The following is a 21,078-nucleotide window of genomic DNA, read 5'->3' as shown; positions in this document are numbered from 1 at the left end:
TTTTATTTTGTGCAAAGAAAAAGTCCTTTATAATGGATAAGTCAGGTGGTAACCCGTCCAAATCCACTAAAAAGGACACACGCATGGACAAGATTACACGAAAAACTTCATTTGGGCAATGGTTTTCAGCCATGAATCTTCAATTAATTGAAGATCAGGTGAAAATCAAGAAATTAGACTATTATACAAAAAAGTTAAGGACAGAGTCCTTCCTGAAACTGCTGCTCTTTGCGCAGCTAGTTGAAGTCGAGAGCCTGCACGCTCTTGGTGATTGTCTTTTTGACGAACAGCTTCAAAAGGGAATTGAACTAGATTCGATCAGTATTTCTCAGTTATCTCGACGGTTAAACAGCTTAAATCCAGATCTGTTTCAACTTCTTTTCCTCGATTTAGTGGGGCGGATTCACGCCAAAACCCACTATACAAAACTGGTTATGCCTTTGAAAATCATTGATTCGAGTACATTGCCACTTAATTTGACGAATCATCGGTGGGCAAAATTTCGGAAAACTAAAGCAGGCGTAAAGTTACATCTTCGTCTTGTCTTCATGGAAAAGGGATCTTCCTATCCGGAAAAAGCCGTCATCACCAAAGCCAGTGAACATGACCGAGGTCAGTTGGAGGTTCTGGTCGATGACAAAGAATGCATGTATGTGTTTGACAGAGGATATCTGGACTACGAGCGCTTTGACCGTATGACGGATGATGGATACTTTTTTCTCTCTAGACTACGCAAAAACGCTGTGATCCGAGAAGTCAGTGATTTTCCATTACCTGATGATTCATCTGTTTTGTCTGATCAAATGGTGTTGCTCGGAAGCACACAAAACCGTACAGAGAATTACTTCCGTCTTCTAAAAGTGGCTGATTCAAAAGGGAATCTGCTTCACCTCATCACAAACCGTTTTGATTTGAGCGCAGAAGAAATTTCAGAGATGTACAAGGCCCGCTGGGCCATTGAACTTTTTTTCAAATGGATCAAGCAGCACTTAAACATCAAAAAGTTCTACGGCCAAAGCGAGTGGGCGATACAGAATCAGGTGTTCATCGCGTTAATCGTCTATTGTCTCAATGTTCTCGCGCAGATCGAGACGGACAGCAAGAGGAAAATTCTGCAGATTAGCCGATATTTAAAGGCAGCATTGTGGAAGCCGGCTACGATCTGGATTCGAAAAATAGAAGGAAAGGCTGTTCCTTAATCAGCCAAACTGTCGGTGTCACCTCAGTCTAATTGTAAAATAATTTCCAAATGGATAGAGCCACCTTTGTATGGGTATTTCCTTTTTTGGCTCCAAATAAGGAAAATAATTAAACTGAAAATTTAAATATTATTCATGCAACACTAGTGACATTTTTTAAATGGATTACCAGGTTTCCTTGAAGAGAATCAATTTGTTATTCTACCATTGGAAGAAGACGAAACCATATATATCATGCAATCTGTGAATACCTCTACTTTAGCTTTTGTTATGGTAAATCCATTTTCTTATTACCCTAACTATGACTTTAATTTAGATGATTCAGTAGTTGAGAGTTTAAAAATAGAAACGCCTGAAGATGTGTTGGTTTATAGTATTTTAACGGTTCAAGATCCATTTGAAAATACGACAGTCAACCTACAAGCTCCAGTAATAATTAATTCTAAAAAAAATATGGGTAAGCAAATAATCCTTAATAATGGAGAGTATTTGACTAGGCACAAATTAGTGGAGAAGAGGTGAAGTAGATGCTTGTACTTACACGAAAGTTAGGAGAATCAATTAAAATCGGTGATGATATAGAAATCACTATTCTTTTAACTAAGAATGACCAAGTTAAAGTTGGCATCAACGCACCAAAGAACTTAGAGATTTTTAGAAAAGAACTTTTAATTGAAATCACTGATGAAAATAAACAAGCTGCAAGCATTCAAGGGGACCTTCTAAATATTCTAAAAAAGAAATGAAAAAGTATAACTCCTATTTTTGGGGGTTATATTTTTTTTGAAAAAAATATAAAAAAACTATTAAACTTTTAAACCAACCTCCGATAATAATAGTGTAAGGCAGGGAAAGAAAAAAAGGGCGGCCGACCTGGAAACTTTCTCTTCATATAAAAACAAAAAATTATTCGGGTCACAAGGAAGTGAACCCATAACATTCAGGGAGGAAATTTAAAATGAGAATTAATCACAATATCGCAGCATTAAACACTTATAATAAGTTAAACTCTGCTTCAGGTGCTCAGTCTAAATCGATGGAAAAATTATCTTCAGGTCTTCGTATTAACCGTGCTGGAGATGACGCAGCTGGTCTAGCTATTTCTGAAAAAATGCGTGGGCAAATTCGTGGATTAGACCAAGCTTCTAAAAACTCTCAAGATGCAATTTCTATGATTCAAACGGCTGAAGGTGCGTTAAATGAAACACATGATATCCTTCAACGTATGCGTGAACTAGCTACTCAAGCAGCAAACGACACAAATGTCGGTGATGACCGTTCGGAGATTCAAAAGGAAATTAACCAATTGACATCTGAAGTTAATCGTATTGGTAATACTACAGAATTTAATACTCGTAAATTACTTGATGGTAATGCTTCAGGTGCAACAGTAAATGGTACTGCTGGAAAGCACACAGTAACATTTAGCCAAAATATTGCTGCTGGGACTACTGTGAAAGTTGATGGTGTAGAATTTACTGCAAAGGCATCAGGAGCTGACATTACAAAGAATGAATTTAACATTGGTGCTAACGTTGATGAAATGACTCGTAGCTTAGCAGATGCAATTCAAAATACATCTTTAAAAGATAAATATTCTGCAACAACTACAACAGGCGGAATAATGACTCTTACACAAAAGGAAGGGCAATATTCTGCAACAGCACCAACAGTTACTGAAGATGATACAACTGCAACAGTAGCGGTTGCCCAAGTTACTGCTGGTGCAGCTGGTAAAGATGGCAAATTAACAATGCAAATTGGTGCAAACGGTGGACAAACATTTAAAATAGAAATGCTTGATATGCGTGCTGATGCACAAGCAAATGGTATGAAACTTTCTGGTTCAGGTACAGTTGCAACTGATTCTGGAAAAACAGCAGTATTTATTAATAATGCTGTAACTAATGGAACTGATGATAATGCTATATATGGCGCATTAGACGTATCAACTGCTGCTAATGCATCAGCTGCAATTGATGCAATTGATGACTCTATTAAAGCAGTTTCTGGTGAACGTTCAAAATTAGGTGCTTACCAAAACCGCTTAGAACACACTATCAATAACCTAAACACATCTTCTGAGAATCTAACAGCTGCAGAATCTCGTATCCGTGATGTTGACATGGCGAAAGAAATGATGAACCAAACAAAAAATTCAATTCTTTCTCAAGCAGCACAAGCAATGTTGGCTCAATCTAATCAAATGCCTCAAGGAGTTTTACAACTTTTGAGATAATGATTAAAGGGCGTCTAGTTTGGTAACGAACTAGAGTATAACTGGGTGAATTGCTGGAACTTCCTAAAGCTTTATTAACCACAGCGGCACTGGAAACAGTATACGTAAAGGTCTGAAAATAATGAAGATGAACAATGGATAATCAGCAGCCGAGCTCCTGTCTCGAAAGAGTGGAGAAGGTTCAACGACTAGAGAACACGGTCTAAGGTGAAAACTATGACTATGAATCTCGTAGGGCAGCACATAGCTGTTCGAAGTGCCCAGCCCCTAGGAAATTAGGGTGAAGATATAGTCTATTCTGTCATCGAAAGATACAGTCGCAAAGCAAGCGAACCAACAACCACAAGGTGTTCTTCAATTACTTCGTTAATTTTAGAAAAAAGGTACCGGGATCTCGGTACCTTTTATTATTATGTGCTGGAATATATTATAAAAAGTAATTAGAAGATTCTATTTTTGCTCACATAAGGTTATTTTTTCTTAGATCCGATATTTTATATACCACTGACCAATAAGAGCGATTTAGTATTTATGAAATGTCATTAATTGTACGTCCGCGCTTTTTCATTGAAATAATTGTTTCAATTTCCTTAATTCTATAGTTCTTATGCCTTTCTTCACTTGTTGTAAGTACTTCATATTCTGGATACTTTGTCCTAATTACTGCAGATTCCTTCTCCAACCTATACCCCCAGTCTGTTTTGTAATTCATAGAAGAACAAGTTGAGTAAATCTATCTATTTTATTTAAAAAGTCAAACGTTTCACTTATGGAAGTTGTTTTTAAGATACATCCACTACCATCTTTTCGATTAGATGTATGTAAGATAATGTTGAATCTTTCTTTTATGAATTTCTGAAGTAGTAGAAGAGAAAATTTAGGGTATGCCTGTAGATATAAATAAATGTGGGGAGTAAGGTAAATAAGTTTTTTTCTATCATTAATTTTTTGTGATACATAAAGAGCCATCATCCATGTATAAAACTGCAAGGAATAGTTCTGATTCACAAGATTTTAAAAGATCAAAAGCGATGTCTTTCACTCCGACTGGATTATAGAAATAAGGATAAACCTCGGTGAATAATGATGTGATTTAGAGACTAACAGATCACCCTTATTAGTAAAGTACAGCCAATCTTTTAACCAATTTGCTTCCACTGTCTGTATTCAAACTCTCTAACTCCAAAATGCTCTATAACTATTGTTTTTTCGACGTGAGTTCTTGTAAATCTTTGTGATTTCTCCATCAGCTATTATACTAGCTAGAAGTACACATTGTTGCTCCATAGATAAAAGATTTGTTAATAGCATGAGTACCCTCCTTATTCTTCAATGGAAAGAACATACGTTCTGTATAATTACAACTCTTTAATAACAAATTGTCTCTTATAAATGCTTGAATTAACTAAAGAGATATTATTATTATCCGATATAAATAAAAAGAACATATCCGGGGGGAAGTATGCATGTTAGACGGCATAGCAACGATAAAAAATAATTCTCAGCATATTGGTTCTTCTAATAATTTAGGAAATGAAGTTAAAGGGGATAACGCTAAGACAAATCGTGAAGTGGAAGAGGTAATACCTCTAAACTCAAATGAAAAAGAGAAGGTAGCAAAAGTAGTTGATGGATTAAATGAATTTCTGACACCATCACAGACATCTCTTAAATTTGAGTATCATGAGAAATTAAATGAATACTATGTAACTCTGGTAAATGATCAAACAAAAGAAGTGGTTAAAGAAATTCCTTCAAAAAAGATGCTGGATTTCTATGCGACGATGACCGAAGCAATTGGTTTAATGATTGATAAAAAGATTTAGTGAGGTGGAAGCATGAGTATGCGTATTGGTGGATTAGCCAGTGGAATGGACATTGATACAATGGTAAAAGACCTTATGAAAGCAGAACGAATGCCTTTAGACAAATTGAAGCAAAGAAAGCAAGTGCTAGAGTGGCAGCGAGATGAATATCGTTCTATGAATACACTACTATTAAACTTTCGATCAGAACTGACAAATATGAGGCTATCTTCTTCTTATCGCTCAAGAGCAACTACATCTACTGATGATACGAGAGTTACAGCAACTGCTTCAAGTGCCGCTTCTTTGTCCTCTTATTCTATTTCAGAAGTTAAAAAGCTAGCAACTGCAGCAACAAAGGTAAACACGGGTAAATTATCAGGAGAAACTGCTTTGAAGGTGGATCCTTCAAAATCTTTAACTGATATAGAGGCCAATTTCAAGAATTCATTCACTTGGGGGAAAGGAACAGTTGAATCGCAAACTCTTGTAGCGCCTGAAGTTGGAGAGCCAATTAAGCTTTCTTTAAAGTCTGGAGTAGAAGTTAAAACCTCAGAAAAAATAAATGTAAAAGTAAATGGAATTTCATACGATGTAATTACTGAAGCAGATGCTATTCTAGATTCATCTAAGAATCAGGTGAAAATTGATAAGTCTGGCAACCTTGTATTTAGTAGTGAAGTAGCAAAATCAAGCACAATAAAAGTAGATTTTATTGCTAACCAACGTATGCAAGAGACTACTATGATTGAGTCCGGGAAAATAGTTAAGTTGTCTGATGATGCAAAGCACTCAGCTAGCTCTGTTACTTCAATTACTATTCAAAACGGAACTGAAGAACCTGTAACGTATACTTTTCCTAGGGATATAGATGGTAATCTGGCTACTGAAATTAAAGATACTGATGGTAATTTAATAGTAAAAGTGAATAAAACAACTGGAGAAGTAGAGTTTGGTTCAGATATTCCTAAGGATGCAAAAGTAGGGATCAATTATGAACAAAAGTATAGTATTTTTAATCTAGCGACTACGGGAACAGATGGACTGGAAAAGAAAGAAGATTTTTATGTATCTGGTACAGATTCATTAAACTCTGTAATAAGTAAGGTTAACTCTTCAATCCTTGGAGTTACAATGTTTTATGATTCAGTATCTGACCAAATGACGTTAACTCGAAAGGAAACAGGTAACTTTAATATAGATGGGGACGAAATCCGTTTTGAAGGGGCTTTTATTGAGAATGTACTCCAATTTAAGGATGCTACTGAAAAGGGCGGAGATAATGCAGTATTTACGATTAATGGTCTAGAAACTCAAAGAACATCAAATACGTTTGAAATAAGTGGTGTGACGTTTACTCTTAAGAAGGAATTTGCTCTTGAGACAAGTCCTACTCCTGTCAATATAAATATTACAAATAACTCAAATCAGACTTTTGATAACATCAAAGGCTTTGTGACTAAATATAACGAGCTTATTGCAAAAATTCAAGGTGAGGTTCAAGAGGAACGCTACAAAAGCTACACACCTTTAACGGATGAGCAGCGTGAAACACTTTCTGACAAGCAACAAGAACAGTGGGAAGAAAGAGCTAAGAGTGGTATGTTGAGACGTGACCCAACATTGTCTGCGTTACTTACTAAGATGCGTTCAAATTTCTCAACCCCAGTATCAAATACAGACATTAATCCACTTTATAAACAATTAGCAAGCATCGGAATTAAAACATCAGCTAATTATCTTGAAGGTGGGAAACTTGAAATCGATGAAGCTGCATTAAAAAAAGCAATTGAAACGGATCCAACGTCTGTTGAAAAGTTGTTTAGTGCAAGTGGAACAATTGATGGGGAAAAAGGAATTGCGCAACGTTTAACTGATACGGTAAATGCAAGTTTGGATAAATTACGTTCCAAGGCTGGGAATTCTTTTTCAACAAATAGTCAGTTTGAGATAGGAAAGTTATTAAATGATGTTGATACAAAGATCAATCGATTCGAAGATCGTCTGATTAAAGTAGAAGATCGTTACTGGGCACGCTTCACAGCAATGGAAAAAGCAATCCAACGATCAAATGAACAAATGAGCCAACTATTAAACTATACAGGTAGTTCGTACTAATTAAGGAGGGCTTAGATAATGGCAGTAAACAATCCTTACCAAGCTTATCAACAAAATTCTTTAAATACAGCATCACCCGGTGAGTTGACCCTAATGCTATACAATGGTTGCTTAAAATTTATTCATCTGGCTAAAGTAGCAATGCAAGCAAAAAATATTGAAGAAAAAAATACAAATTTAATTAAGGCTCAAAAAATTATTCAAGAGTTTATGGTGACACTAAATATGGACATTCCGGTGTCAAAAGACTTAATGGCTATGTATGATTATCTTAATCGTCGTTTAATGGAAGCCAATTTAAAGAATGATGTAGCTATTCTAGATGAAGTTTCTGGCTTTGTAACAGAATACCGTGACACTTGGAAGCAAGTGATCAAAATCAACCGTCAAAAGCAATTTGCACAAGGTGGCCAAGCATAGTGAATGGACTACAGCTGTTTTTTGACCTTACTGTTCAAATGATTAAGCTCTATCAGGCTAATGGTGACCGTGATGAGCGAATACAAGAAACAGAGAGGTTACTTGCTCTTCGTGATGAGGCAATGAGAAACGCAGTTCCTCCTTCTTCCAATGTGGAGCGAGAATTATTACAAAAAGCCAAGCAATTAAACGATCATTTGAATGGGTTAATGCTACGAGAAAAGCAAAATATACAAAAGGATATGAAAGAACTTAAAGTGAAAAAAGAATCAACAAACAAATACGCAAACCCGTATGAGAACATTAATCCAGATGGTATGTTTTACGACAAAAAGAAGTAAGGAGACTGGCACAAGCTAGTCTCTCTTCTTTTCGTAGAAATATGTCTAAATGGTTAACGTCACCAATTCGACACAATCTTCAAACCTTTTTAAAGTTTCAGCAGGAGTTTCCAAGGGTAAAATAGAAGTATAAATACATAGTCTTAATTCTCATATTAAGACGGTGGTTATTTTTAAGATATGCTTGGAAAAAGTGGCGTAGGACAAGCTGAACTAAGCATAACAGTAAGGTAACCAAATTTGTATAATGTGAAGGAGGAGTTCACTTATGAATTACAACGTTCGTGGTGAAAACATTGAGGTAACTCCAGCAATTAGAGAGTACGTGGAAAAGAAGATTGCCAAGTTGGAAAGATATTTTACTGAGACTCCTAATGCAAATGTTCATGTGAATTTGAAGTTGTACAATGACAAGCGATCCAAAGTAGAGGTAACGATTCCAATGGCGAATTTGGTGCTTCGTGCAGAGGAAGTTCATGATGATATGTATGCGGCGATTGATCTAATTACAGACAAGTTAGAGCGTCAAATCCGTAAGCATAAAACAAAAGTGAACCGCAAATTCCGTGAAAAAGGAAACCTAAATGAATTGTTTGCTTCTCCAGTCGAAAATCAAGGTGGCGGTGTAGCGGTAGAAGAGGATGAGACCGATTTAGAACTTGTTCGTCAAAAGAGCTTTGATCTAAAGCCGATGGACAGCGAAGAAGCGATCCTTCAAATGAACCTACTTGGTCACAGCTTCTACGTGTTTACCAATGCGGAAACAAATCGTACAAATGTTGTTTACAAACGTAAAGATGGCCGTTATGGTCTAATTGAAGCTCAATAAAAGTGAGGCCTTCTGGATATTCTAGAGGGCCTTTTGTTATCTTTTTAGTCAGAAAGTATGTACTTATGAATAAAAGATTGATGAAATAAAATAATAAGTTTATTATATGAATGGTGAAGGTATTACGCTTTCAAGAATTTTTTACATAGTTTACAACAAAAAACATTAAGAACAGGTGGTACTTATGAGTTTAAAATTTGCGTTAATCGGTTGTGGAAGAATTTCTCCAAATCATATTGCGGCTGCCATAGAAAATGAATTAGAAATTGTAGGATTATGCGATGTGAAGCAGGAGAATATGGAAGGAATCATTTCCACATTTAATCTCCCGACCTCTACTCCTCAATATACGGACTATAAGGAAATGATTAAAGTTGAAAAGCCTGATTTAGTAGCAATCTGTACGGAAAGTGGAAAACACGGTCAAATGGCATTGGATTGCATTGAAGAAGGTGTAAACTTAATTATTGAAAAGCCCATTACTCTTTCTCTTGAAGAAGCGGATCAGATTATCGCCTTAGCTAAGGAAAAGAATGTTAAAGTAAGTGCTTGTCACCAAAACCGTTTCAATAAGTCAATCCAAAAAATTAGAGAGTCTGTAGAGAAAGAACGTTTTGGCAGACTTCTTTATGGTACAGCTCATATACGTTGGAACCGTGGCGAAGATTACTACACGCAAGCTCCATGGCGTGGTACATGGGAGCAAGATGGTGGTGCATTAATGAACCAATGTATCCATAATATTGACCTTCTTCGTTGGATGATGGGTGATGAGATCACAGAAGTTGTTGGAATGACAGACAACCTAAAGCATGGTTTCATAGAGGCGGAAGACCTTGGTATTGCCCTTGTAAGGTTTGGTAATGGTAGTTATGGTGTGATCGAAGGTACTACAAATATCTATCCAAAGAACCTAGAAGAAACTCTTTATATTTTTGGTGATAAAGGAACGGTTAAAGCTGGAGGGAAATCAGTTAATCTGATTGAAGAATGGCATTTTGCTGATGGATTAGATGATCCAGAGCAAGTAAAAGAAGAGTACCAAGAAAACCCGCCGAATGTATATGGATTTGGTCACAAACCATTGTATACAGACGTAATCGATGCAATCAAAAATGATAGAGAGCCGTATGTAACTGCTGAGGATGGAAGAAGAGCGCTAGAACTAGTACTAGCTATCTATAAGTCAGCTGCAGAAGGGACAAGTGTTAAGTTACCTTTAACCAATGTAAGTAGCACGGACTTTACAGGTAGATTTAAATAATATATTAAAGGAGCGAGCAAACTAAGAGTTGCTCGCTTTTTTATTACAACCGAAACTTCGCCAATTCCTTCTTCATCTCAACAGTAAGTTCCTGCAGTTGCCCCATCTTCTCATTCACCTGCTCAAACGCCTGAAGCTGAGCATCCGTAGAAGCACTAATCTCCTCTGTCCCAGCCGCTGTTTCCTCCGTAACGGCCGAAATATTCTCAATCGCAGAAATAACCGAAGCACTCATGCTACTAGAAGTTTTCATCCCCTTAACCAACGCATCCAACTGCTCATTGATCGCCAGCACATTCAAAGAAATCACTTCAAACGAAGATTCTGTTTCCTTCATAGAAGATTGCTGTTGATGGGATAACTCATACCCAAGCTCCGTTGCTTCCACAATCGTCGCAATGCCTTTTTTCATATGGCTAACCATCGTTGTGATATGTTCCGTTGCCTTTGTGGAATCGTCCGCTAGCTTACGAACTTCGTCTGCGACAACAGCAAAGCCTTTTCCAGCCTCACCAGCTCGTGCTGCTTCAATCGCCGCATTTAAGGCTAATAAATTCGTTTGATCCGCGATTTCACGAACGGAACGTGCTGCTTCCTCGATTTGTCCTGCGAATTGCGTAAAGCCTTCAACTGAAGTTTTAATATGATCGGTTGACTCCGATAACTGTGAAGCCAGTTCAACTTGTTTTTCCAACGACACTCGACCGGTTTGAACCGAATCCAACGCTGCCGTACCAGCTTGTGAAGATTGCTCGGTTTTATCCTGAACATGAGAAAATTCCTCGTTCATCGCACCCATAGAGCCAGCTGTAGATTGAATGTCTTCTGAAACCGATTGACTTCCGCGAGCGAGCTCTTCTGTTGAAACAGCCACCTGGTTGCTGATTTCACGCAAATTCACCATATGTCCAGATACTTCAGCAGTAAAGCCCGTCACTCGTTCTCCGACTTGTTCAATCGATTGAACGGTTTGTTTTACATTCGAAATCATTAACGCAAAAGCAGATTTTAGCTGATCTAGCTCGTACGAACTATCTTCCTTCACTGCTTCCACTTCTACCGTGAGGTCTCCGTCCGCCACTTTAACCGCATGCTCCACAACTTCACGTAATGGTTTCGCAATACGTCTGGCCAAAAACCAAGTCGAAAGACTAGATAACACAATCAATAAAACTATCGCAATAATCGAGAATAAAACAACAAACTGAATCTTTTTCTCTGTTTGTTGAAGCATTTCGTCGTACCATTCTCCGGTCAGTTTATCCAACAGGTATACATCATTTAAGACACCAGAAATACGAATCGATTGTCTTTTAATCGCCGATGGGTCGTTACTTCCAAACCCCGCATCCACCTCAGAAGATAGGGCATTAAACTTCTCCTGAACTTTCCCTAGCGTTTCTTTCTGCTCATCCACTCTAATTACTTTTGTAAGTGCCGCTATTTGCTCATCAATGTTCTGTAATTGTGTCACAGCTTCTGATTTGTTTGCTTCACTTTGGTTGAATGTATAATTTGAGAGTGCTTGCTTGGCAACTACCAGTTCTCCTTGAATACCTTCCACCAATAATAAAACCTGTACATCATCCTTAGCTGAGCTTTGCATGCTCACTAGCTGAGAAATCATAAATCCAATAATTAAAGTTGATAATAAAAGTGGAATGATAGCGATGATAAGTAAGCGAGATCTAAGTATCATGTCATTCCCTCCTTATTCCATTTCGTCCGTAATGTCGCCTGAAATGATTTTCTCTTTTGCTTCCTCAAGCTGGCTTTTCTCAGCATCTGATAGTTGTACGACACGAATGTCTGCTAAACCAACGCCGTTTTCAGAAAGACCGAGCACATACGTGGAAGAACCAATTTTTCCTGTTTCCTTCAATTCTTTAGCGATATCGTACATGGCCACGTCAATATTTTTTAACATAGAAGTCGTAACGGCTTTTTCTGCTACGAAAAATTGGTCAGAATCCACGCCAGCAGCCAATTTACCAAGCTTTTGAGCGGTCTGAAGTGAACCGAAACCAGTGAATCCAGCTGCCGGGTAGATGAAGTCCGCGCCAGCTGCGATTTGTTTCTCGGCAATCGCTCCACCAAGTGTTGCGTCTCCAAAGGAATTTGCATACTCAACCAGTACTTCTACATTCGGATTGACATACTTGGCTCCTTGTATGTACCCTGCTTTAAAGTGATTCACGACAGGCACATCAAAGCCACCGATAAATCCAATCTTACCTGTGGTGCTCTTCATTGCAGCCACCATTCCTACTAAGAAGCTTCCTTCATACTCTTTAAAAGTAAGGGATACGACATTTTCAAGCTCGGAAACCTCATCAATAATCATGAATTGCTGATTTGGATGTTCCTTTGCCACTTTCTCCAACGCTTCCTTAACAGAGAAACCAAGACCGATAATTAGGTCATATTCTTCCTCGACAAGTTCGGTTAGTTTTTCTTCGAAGTCCCCGTCTGGAGCTTCTTTATAGTCAAATAATATTCCAAATTCGTCGCGAGCACGTTCTAGGCCGCGGAACGCCGAATCGTTAAAGGACTCGTCTCCAAGTCCACTATCTGATAAAAGAATCCCAATTTTGTATTCTTTTTCTGTCTTTGTTTTCTGTGCTCCGAGTGAACATGCGCTTAAAACGTTCACGACTAGGAACAATAAGAATATTCTTTTTAGCATGTTGCTGTCCTCCTCTAGGTTGTACATACCTCTTATGTATCGGACAAAATTCGACAAGTTTAAGTAAAATGTTTCGATTTTGTGAATATCTCGAATTCCGAAATAAACGGTTAACGAAAACACATAAATTTGGTATGATGAAACTATCTGAATTTTGATAATTTAGGAGGAATGTTATGAAGCACAGACAGTTATTTATCGCCTTCTTCCGCTCAGGAATTCTGGGCTACGGTGGGGGGCCATCATCAATTCCTCTTGTGAAAAAGGAAGTTGTCGATACATTCAAATGGATGGATTCGGATGAGTTTGGCGATATTTTGGCCCTGGCCAATGCCTTGCCAGGGCCAATTAATACGAAGATGGCTGGTTATATTGGGTATCGTGTATGTGGTGTGTTAGGACTTTTAAATGCCCTTTTTGCCTCGATTTTACCGAGTATTTTTTTCATGATTATTTTGCTAAATGTACTAAATACCTACAAAGACGAACCATGGGTGCGAGGGATGTCGATGGCCGTGGTGCCAGTCGTTGCGGTGATGCTCGCAACATTAACTTGGGATTTTGTAAAAAAATCATCGAGCTCTAGTCTCGGTTGGGGTTGGACTCTTCTTTTTGTTGTAGTGAGCCTTGTGCTGCTTCAATTTTTAAATGTACATCCTGCAATCATTATTTTTGCTTTATTACTCAGTGCATTATTGAAAAAAGATCCTGAGAAGTCTAAGGAAAAGGAGAAGACGTCCGCATGATTTATTGGCAATTGTTTTTGGCGTTTTTTATTCCGGGAATTCTCGGTTATGGTGGGGGACCAGCTTCGATTCCACTGGTTGAAAATGAAGTGGTCGATCGGTATGAATGGTTGTCTGTTAATGAATTTAGTGAGGTGCTCGCGTTAGGGAATGCACTGCCAGGACCGATTGCGACGAAAATGGCCGGGTATATTGGTTATGAAGTGGGTGGTATCTTCGGAGCCGTGGTTGCTGTATTTGCTACGGTGGCACCGTCGTTAATTTTGATGGTCACCTTACTCGGTTTATTGATGAAATATAAGGAATCACCAAAGGTAAAGCGACTTACCATATTGGTGCGACCAGTCATTGCTGTCCTCTTAGGGGTGATGACGTATGATTTCTTTTTCTCTTCTTATGAAGGAGTGGGTATTTGGCAAACCATTGGGATTGGTGTCATTGCCTTTGTGTTGATGGAAAGGCTGAAGGTTCATCCTGCCTATGTGATAGCGGGTGCGCTTGTTTATGGTGGGGTATTTTTGGGATAAGTCAGGATCAGTCGCACATTCCACAAGCTGGTGTTACTAGTGCAACAAAGGCTTGCTTCATGTGCTGACTGACCTTATTAGAAACGTAAGGAGGCAGACACATGACGTTTTCAATCGTAGGTTATGACCCAAAGGAGAAAGAATGGGGAATTGCGGTGCAGTCGAAGTTTTTAGGAGTGGGAGCCGTGGTTCCGTTCGCGAAGGCTGGGGTAGGTGCTGTTGCGACGCAGTCTTACGCGAATACGGCCTATGGTCCAGAGGCACTACAGTTGTTTTCAGAAGGGAAGTCAGCGGAAGAGGTGATCGAAATCATTACTTCACGTGATGAGGACAAGGATCTGCGTCAGGTTGGTGTGATCGATGCGAACGGGAATGCTGCTACTTTTACCGGTGAAAAATGCTATGACTGGGCCGGTGGAATCACTGGCGAGCATTTTGCTGCACAGGGCAATATTTTAGTCGACGAAAAGACCGTACAAGCGATGGCCAAAACGTTTCAAGAGACAAGTGGCACCCTGGCAGAACGCTTGCTTGCCGCATTAAATGCCGGGCAAGAGGCTGGCGGTGACAGTCGTGGTCAGCAATCTGCGGCCCTATTAGTAGTAAAGGAAGCGGGTGGTTATGGTGGATACAATGACCGCTTCATCGATCTTCGTGTCGACGATCATCCGGAACCAATTAAAGAGCTGATTCGCGTGTTTGGTTTGCAGCAGCTATACTTTGCTCCTCCTAGACTTGAGCGTATGGCTGCGATTGAAGGGCATGTGAAAGAAGAGCTGGTCGCATGTTTAAGACGTCACGGATATTTGGAATTGTATGTGGATGAGGAGAGCGTACATAAGGCTCTGACTCGTTATATACATACTGAGAACTTTGAAGCGCGTGAGTTAGAGCGTGGGAAAATTGATTTGGACGTGCTGGAGTATATGAAAAAGTAATAGTTTTAATAGTAGGCACTTCTTCCTAGCCAAGAAGTGCTTTTTATTTATAAGAGGCTGTTTTCGTAAAGTTTGTTGTTTTGGAAAAATCCCAAAAGCCGGATTTTTCCCCGCATAACGCTGGGTTTATTGGACAATGTGGAGAGTAGCTCTTTTCTAAGGATGAAAATATTCTGATTGGCTGTTGAAACATATTTGTTACTTTCCTAAAAAGTGTGTTATAGAAACAATGTTTTAGAAAAGAGCCTTAGAAAAACACGACCCATTTTCTCCACAATCCCTTTTGTATTCCTCCATAATCGTTTACACTAAAGGGTAAGAGATTTGGATAAAGGCTATGTTCACATAGATTGTTGTTAAAATCTAAAAGCCGATTTTAACGTGGAAACAAGCTATTTTGTGCTTGAAATTAAGAATGCAAGCTCTTTTCTTACCATTGGAGTATAGTGTGCTATGTATTGTAGCTCAGGTTAAGCGTTTTTTATCTCCAAAACAACAAAGTTTAAGAAAAGAGCCTTGATAAAGAAGGAGAACCGAATGGCAGCTTCATATAATAGAAATGCACCATGTACATGTGGGAGCGGGAAAAAATATAAAAAATGTTGTGGCTTAAAAGAAGCCATTTCGATTAACTCATTAATAGAACGGGAGATTGAGCAAATCCAAGCAAAGGTCATCAGTGATGTGGATTATATGTACGGTGATGAAATTGACGAGGATTTTGATCGGTATGTCCTTCCTGCACTTGTTGATGATGAAAAGGAAATTGAGTTTTTTGGCTTTATTCATACCGTATGGTTCGCCCTTTTCAAACAAGTGGACCAAAACATGACGTTTTTACAGGACTTCATCCATCATCGTGATAAAACAGTCACAAGAGCAAGTTTACGAGACATCGTCGCTTCTTGGCACAGCCCTCGTCCGGTTGCAGGGAGAATGCTTGAGCTGACGCCAACTAGTGTAACAATGAAGGATACGCTGACCGATGAGCATCTACAAATTAAGCTTCTTCAGCCATCAGCTGCTGAGCCAAACTCCTTCATCTTCGGATTTATCGTTCCATATCGTGAGGAGTGGATCTTTTTCCCGACATTCTTTGACCTTGAAGGGGAATCAGATCAAAGGGATGAAGAATTTATTAAGCAGGAGTTTGCTGAAAGCAAATACGATGACCCCATCGAGTTTTTGAAAAATCAGCTCCTTTATGTGATGAACGAAATTCAATTTTTATCAGCCGAAGTGAACATCGACAACTTCAATTGGCCACTCCCTGTTCACAAGGTGATTGCCGAGTTGTTGGTCCAAGAGTTTAAGAGCTATGGTTCACCACCAGAACTAACCGGAACGGGAATCGCGCTTTGGAATCGTTATTGTCAAATCAAGCCAAAGCAGGTGAAAAGCAAGTCTGTGTACGTGGCGGCAGTTCAGTATGTGGCGATGGAGGTTCATCCATTAGTTGATTTGACGATTAATGAGTTTGCCTTAGAGACGAACGTTTCTGCGGCTAGTCTTGGAAGAATTGTCAGGGACTTAAAGACCACGCTCACTCCTGAATTACGAGAACTCCGTGCGATGATTTTAGAAGACTTGCAGATTGAACTAGAAGAGGATGAGTATTTAAAGTAGGTTGTTCTTTTCTGCGGAAACTCTGTTCCATAGATTAAGAAAAGAGCATTAGTATCACATTCTCGCTCTTATTGGCACTGATTACCCAAAAGTGATAAAATAATAGGTAAACATTTGAATGACGAAGGGTTCGCCAAGCAATCTGGCGAATTTATACATAATAGCCATAACCAAAAAGGAGCGTTCTAAATGCTTGGAATGTTAAATAAAGTGTTTGATCCAAATAAAAGAGAATTAAAACGCCTAACCAAACTGAGTGAAGAGATTGAAAAATTGGCACCAAGAATGGAAGCGTTGAGCGATGACGAGCTTCGTGCTAAAACGGACGAGTTCAAGTCTCGCTATCAAGGTGGCGAATCACTGGATGATTTGCTTGTTGAAGCGTTTGCCGTTGTGCGCGAAGGAGCCAAGCGTGTACTTGGGCTTTACCCGTATCCTGTTCAGCTCATGGGGGGCGCGTCTCTTCATGAAGGAAACATTTCCGAGATGAAGACAGGGGAAGGGAAAACGTTAACGTCTACCATGCCTGTATACTTAAACGCCCTATCTGGTAGAGGCGTTCACGTCGTAACGGTGAACGAATACTTGGCAAGCCGTGACGCGACAGAAATGGGTCAGCTTTATACGTTCTTAGGCTTAACAGTAGGTTTAAACACAAACGGCCTTTCAAAAGAAGAAAAGCAAGCTGCGTATGCTTGTGATATAACATATTCTACGAACAATGAACTTGGCTTCGATTATCTTCGCGATAACATGGTTCTGTACAAAGAGCAAAAAGTACAGCGTCCGCTTTACTACGCGGTTATTGACGAAGTGGATTCGATCTTAATTGACGAAGCACGTACACCATTGATCATTTCTGGTTCAGCTCAAAAGTCGACGGCTCTTTATATCCAAGCGAATGCATTCGTTCGTACGCTGAAAAAAGAAGAAGACTTCACGTACGACGAAAAGACCAAGGGTGTTCAGCTGACGGAAGACGGAATCAATAGAGCAGAGCGCGCGTTTGGCATCGAGAACTTATTCGACATTCGTCACGTAGCGTTGAACCATCATATCGGACAAGCGCTGAAGGCACACGCAAGTATGCATTTAGATGTGGACTATGTGGTGCAGGACGGCGAAATCGTGATTGTTGACCAGTTTACAGGTCGTCTGATGAAGGGACGTCGTTATAGCGATGGTCTTCACCAAGCGATTGAAGCGAAGGAAGGTCTTGAGGTTCAAAACGAGAGCATGACGCTCGCAACGATTACGTTCCAGAACTATTTCCGTATGTATGAAAAATTGTCAGGAATGACGGGTACAGCGAAAACAGAGGAAGAGGAATTCCGTAATATTTATAATATGAATGTTATTGTGATTCCAACAAATCGTCCGATTGCTCGTGATGACCGTGCCGATTTAATCTACGCAACGATGGACGGGAAATTCCGTGCGGTTGTAGAAGATATTGCTGAGCGTAACAGCAAGGGCCAACCCGTTCTAGTGGGTACCGTTGCGATTGAAACATCTGAATTAATCTCCAAATACCTAACGAAAAAAGGTATTCGCCATAATGTGTTAAACGCGAAGAACCACGGGCGCGAGGCAGAAATCATTGCTGAAGCAGGTCATAAGGGTGCGGTAACGATCGCTACCAACATGGCTGGTCGTGGTACGGATATCAAGCTTGGTGAAGGGGTAAAAGAGGTTGGCGGATTAGCCGTTATTGGTACGGAGCGCCATGAGAGCCGTCGGATTGATAACCAGCTTCGTGGACGTTCGGGTCGTCAAGGAGATCCAGGGGTCACACAGTTCTATCTTTCTATGGAAGACGAGCTGATGCGCCGATTCGGTTCTGACAATATGAAGGCGATGATGACACGTCTTGGCATGGACGATTCACAGCCGATCCAAAGTAAAATGGTATCCAGAGCTGTTGAATCGGCACAAAAACGTGTAGAAGGAAACAACTTCGATGCACGTAAGCAGCTTCTATCTTATGACGATGTTCTTCGTCAGCAACGTGAAATTTTATACACGCAAAGAAATGAAGTACTTGAGTCTGAGAATCTGCGTGGAATCGTGGAGAGAATGATCGAAACGGTTGTTAGCCGTAGCGTTGAAGTTCATACACCAAGCTTTGAGGATCGTGATAAGTGGAACCTGCAAGGCATCATTGACTACGTGAACGGAAATCTTCTTCACGAAGGTGACGTAACGGTGGAAGACCTACGAGGCAAAGAGCCAGAGGCTATGACAGAATTAATTCTTGCAAAAGTGAAGGAGCGCTACGACGAAAAAGAAGAGCAGCTTTCATTCGAGCAAATGCGTGAATTCGAAAAAGTGGTTGTGCTTCGTGCCGTTGACTCGAAGTGGATTGACCATATCGATGCCATGGATCAGCTTCGTCAAGGAATTCACTTACGTGCGTACGGTCAGATCGACCCACTTCGCGAATACAACCACGAAGGCTTTGCGATGTTCGAAAGCATGATCGCAGCCATCGAAGAGGATGTAGCGAAGTACGTTATGAAGGCAGAAATCCGAAACAACCTAGAGCGTCAAGAGGTTGCCAAGGGCCAAGCAGTAAACCCGAAGGAAGACGGCGAAAAAGCAGTCAAGAAAAAGCCCGTAACCAAGGCAATGGATGTCGGCCGTAACGACCCATGTATCTGTGGAAGCGGCAAAAAGTATAAAAACTGCTGCGGAAGCTTAGACTAGAGGCATTAAAAGTGGCTGGAATTTTGGCATTAAGGTGATTTTAGGATAAAAATGGGCGCCTTTTAGTGAGTTTGCAGTAATTTTGGGGAGAGAAAGTTTCGATTCTGAAGATTTGTTTGCAATTCTCCAAAATTACTTGCGATTATCACAAAATATGTGTCAACTAAGTAGGCTTAAGAACACTGATTTCCAGAAACTAGTGGAATCCATGAACTAAGTTGACCTTTAGGACATCTGATTTCCAAAAACTAGTGGAATGAGTGAACTAAGTTAGCCTTTAGGACATGTGATTCCCAGAAACTAGTAGAATGAGTGAACTAAGTCGATCTTTAGACATCCGATTTCCAAAAAACACAGATATACAACACAAATCACAATCCAATCCCAACAAACATAATAAAATAGAGGGTCGGTAGCAACTGAATCTACCGTCCTCTTTTTATGGAAAACGACCATATTAAAATTCTTATAGAGGTGGCAACAATCATGGAATTAGCGGATATCCGTAACGAGCTTGAAAAAACAGCTAAGAAATTAGCGGACTTTAGGGGGTCTCTTTGACTTAGAAAACAAAGAAGCACGAATCGCGGAGCTTGATGATGTCATGCTTCAACCCGAATTTTGGAATGACCAGCAAGCCGCACAGGCGGTTATTTCTGAATCCAATGCATTAAAGGATCAGGTACATGAATTTCATGACCTGTACGAAGTGTACGAAAACTTAGATCTTACGTATGAACTTGTTCGTGAAGAAGCAGATGAAGAAATGCAAAACGACCTGGCAACCGAATTGAAGGAATTCTCGGAGCGCCTTGCTCAATTCGAACTTCAACTTTTATTAAGCGAAGAATACGACAAAAACAACGCCATCCTTGAGTTACATCCAGGTGCAGGTGGAACCGAGTCTCAAGACTGGGGTTCGATGCTACTTCGTATGTATACTCGCTGGGCTGAGAAGAAGGGCTTCAAGGTGGAGACGCTTGATTATCTACCAGGTGACGAAGCCGGAATTAAAAGTGTGACTCTTGCGATCAAAGGCCATAATGCCTACGGTTACTTAAAAGCAGAAAAAGGGGTACACCGTCTAGTGCGTATTTCGCCGTTTGATTCATCGGGTCGCCGTCATACTTCCTTCGTTTCTTGTGAAGTGATGCCAGAATTCAATGATGAAATCGAAATCGACATCCGTACAGAAGATCTGAAAATCGATACGTACCGTGCGAGTGGTGCTGGTGGTCAGCATATTAATACGACGGACTCTGCCGTTCGTATTACCCACCTTCCGACCAATGTTGTAGTGACGTGTCAAACTGAGCGTTCGCAGATTAAAAACCGTGAACGAGCGATGAAGATGCTTCAAGCGAAGTTGTATCAGAAAAAGATTGAAGAGCAAGAAGCTGAGCTTCTAGAAATCCGTGGCGAGCAAAAGGAAATTGGTTGGGGTTCACAAATTCGTTCCTACGTGTTCCACCCGTACTCCATGGTAAAAGATCACCGTACGAGCACGGAGACAGGCAATGTGCAAGCGGTAATGGACGGAGATCTCGACATTTTCATCAATGCGTATTTGCGATCAAAATTAAGTTTATAAAATAGGAGAGCCTTCTAAGTATCAACGCTTAGAAGGCTTTTTC

18 protein-coding genes and 1 pseudogene are annotated in these 21,078 nt (G+C 39.9%); 16 read left to right on the top strand and 3 right to left on the bottom strand.

Annotated elements, in window-relative coordinates:
• The first annotated feature begins 83 nt into the window (after positions 1–83).
• The 4 genes and pseudogenes from MKX65_RS21860 to MKX65_RS21845 all read left to right on the top strand — a co-directional run bounded on the left by MKX65_RS21860 (position 84) and on the right by MKX65_RS21845 (position 3,438).
• Positions 84–1,199, top strand: a complete 1,116-nt coding sequence (locus MKX65_RS21860) for an IS4 family transposase (RefSeq protein ID WP_160549960.1) — start codon at positions 84–86, stop codon at positions 1,197–1,199.
• Positions 1,200–1,352: 153 nt separating this feature from the next.
• Positions 1,353–1,721, top strand: a pseudogene (fliW, locus tag MKX65_RS21855) (flagellar assembly protein FliW); the annotation flags it as partial.
• A gap of 5 nt (positions 1,722–1,726) precedes the next feature.
• Entirely contained in the window at positions 1,727–1,945 is a 219-nt protein-coding gene (gene csrA, locus MKX65_RS21850) for a carbon storage regulator CsrA (protein ID WP_340905571.1), read from the top strand.
• Between the two features lie 212 nt (positions 1,946–2,157).
• The gene (locus MKX65_RS21845) at positions 2,158–3,438 is read left to right on the top strand and encodes a flagellin N-terminal helical domain-containing protein (RefSeq protein WP_340905570.1); all 1,281 of its coding nucleotides are present in this window, start codon (positions 2,158–2,160) and stop codon (positions 3,436–3,438) included.
• Positions 3,439–3,967: 529 nt separating this feature from the next.
• On the opposite strand, the gene MKX65_RS21840 is transcribed toward MKX65_RS21845, so the two are convergent.
• Positions 3,968–4,120, bottom strand: coding sequence for a hypothetical protein (locus tag MKX65_RS21840; RefSeq protein WP_340905569.1), 153 nt, complete (start codon positions 4,118–4,120; stop codon positions 3,968–3,970).
• Between the two features lie 784 nt (positions 4,121–4,904).
• On the opposite strand from MKX65_RS21840, the gene flaG reads away from it, so the two are divergent.
• From flaG to MKX65_RS21810, 6 genes are all read left to right on the top strand, one after another.
• Positions 4,905–5,264, top strand: coding sequence for a flagellar protein FlaG (gene flaG, locus MKX65_RS21835; RefSeq protein ID WP_340905568.1), 360 nt, complete (start codon positions 4,905–4,907; stop codon positions 5,262–5,264).
• Positions 5,265–5,276: 12 nt separating this feature from the next.
• Positions 5,277–7,361, top strand: a complete 2,085-nt coding sequence (gene fliD, locus MKX65_RS21830; RefSeq protein WP_340905567.1) for a flagellar filament capping protein FliD — start codon at positions 5,277–5,279, stop codon at positions 7,359–7,361.
• Between the two features lie 18 nt (positions 7,362–7,379).
• Positions 7,380–7,781 (top strand): flagellar export chaperone FliS, encoded by a 402-nt coding sequence (fliS, locus tag MKX65_RS21825; RefSeq protein WP_340905566.1) that lies wholly within the window; start codon positions 7,380–7,382, stop codon positions 7,779–7,781.
• Positions 7,781–8,122, top strand: a complete 342-nt coding sequence (locus tag MKX65_RS21820) for a flagellar protein FliT (RefSeq protein WP_340905564.1) — start codon at positions 7,781–7,783, stop codon at positions 8,120–8,122. Before fliS ends, MKX65_RS21820 begins: the two co-directional genes overlap by 1 nt.
• 268 nt (positions 8,123–8,390) lie before the next feature.
• Positions 8,391–8,951: a ribosome hibernation-promoting factor, HPF/YfiA family gene (gene hpf / locus MKX65_RS21815; RefSeq protein ID WP_119710101.1), complete on the top strand. Its 561-nt coding sequence runs from the start codon at positions 8,391–8,393 to the stop codon at positions 8,949–8,951.
• A gap of 184 nt (positions 8,952–9,135) precedes the next feature.
• Positions 9,136–10,215 (top strand): Gfo/Idh/MocA family protein, encoded by a 1,080-nt coding sequence (locus MKX65_RS21810; RefSeq protein WP_340905563.1) that lies wholly within the window; start codon positions 9,136–9,138, stop codon positions 10,213–10,215.
• A gap of 43 nt (positions 10,216–10,258) precedes the next feature.
• On the opposite strand, the gene MKX65_RS21805 is transcribed toward MKX65_RS21810, so the two are convergent.
• Together MKX65_RS21805 and MKX65_RS21800 are read right to left on the bottom strand one after the other, a co-directional pair.
• Positions 10,259–11,914: a methyl-accepting chemotaxis protein gene (locus MKX65_RS21805; protein ID WP_340905562.1), complete on the bottom strand. Its 1,656-nt coding sequence runs from the start codon at positions 11,912–11,914 to the stop codon at positions 10,259–10,261.
• Positions 11,915–11,926: 12 nt separating this feature from the next.
• On the bottom strand, positions 11,927–12,901 hold the full coding sequence (locus tag MKX65_RS21800) for a BMP family lipoprotein (protein WP_340905561.1): 975 nt from the start codon (positions 12,899–12,901) through the stop codon (positions 11,927–11,929).
• Between the two features lie 176 nt (positions 12,902–13,077).
• Here MKX65_RS21800 and MKX65_RS21795 point away from each other — a divergent pair, with 176 nt between their 5' ends.
• The 6 genes from MKX65_RS21795 to prfB all read left to right on the top strand — a co-directional run bounded on the left by MKX65_RS21795 (position 13,078) and on the right by prfB (position 21,035).
• Complete coding sequence (locus MKX65_RS21795) at positions 13,078–13,647, top strand: chromate transporter (RefSeq protein ID WP_340905560.1); 570 nt, start codon at positions 13,078–13,080, stop codon at positions 13,645–13,647.
• Positions 13,644–14,174, top strand: a complete 531-nt coding sequence (locus tag MKX65_RS21790) for a chromate transporter (protein ID WP_160549595.1) — start codon at positions 13,644–13,646, stop codon at positions 14,172–14,174. The genes MKX65_RS21795 and MKX65_RS21790 overlap by 4 nt, the downstream gene beginning before the upstream one ends.
• Positions 14,175–14,275: 101 nt before the next feature.
• Positions 14,276–15,112: a DUF1028 domain-containing protein gene (locus MKX65_RS21785; RefSeq protein WP_340905559.1), complete on the top strand. Its 837-nt coding sequence runs from the start codon at positions 14,276–14,278 to the stop codon at positions 15,110–15,112.
• Positions 15,113–15,649: 537 nt separating this feature from the next.
• Positions 15,650–16,738, top strand: a complete 1,089-nt coding sequence (locus MKX65_RS21780; protein WP_340905558.1) for an SEC-C metal-binding domain-containing protein — start codon at positions 15,650–15,652, stop codon at positions 16,736–16,738.
• 189 nt (positions 16,739–16,927) lie between these two features.
• Positions 16,928–19,444: a preprotein translocase subunit SecA gene (gene secA / locus MKX65_RS21775; protein ID WP_340905557.1), complete on the top strand. Its 2,517-nt coding sequence runs from the start codon at positions 16,928–16,930 to the stop codon at positions 19,442–19,444.
• Between the two features lie 486 nt (positions 19,445–19,930).
• A protein-coding gene (gene prfB, locus MKX65_RS21770) for a peptide chain release factor 2 (RefSeq protein WP_119710085.1) occupies positions 19,931–21,035 on the top strand; the annotation gives its coding sequence in 2 pieces (ribosomal slippage) (positions 19,931–20,002 and positions 20,004–21,035; 1,104 coding nt in all).
• The last annotated feature ends 43 nt before the right edge of the window (positions 21,036–21,078 follow it).

The sequence above is a fragment of the Robertmurraya sp. FSL R5-0851 genome (assembly GCF_038002965.1).
GTDB classification, from domain to species: Bacteria; Bacillota; Bacilli; order Bacillales; family Cytobacillaceae; genus Robertmurraya_A; species Robertmurraya_A beringensis.
The sequence above is the reverse complement of the archived record's forward strand: the minus strand, read 5'-3'. Positions and strand labels throughout refer to the sequence as shown.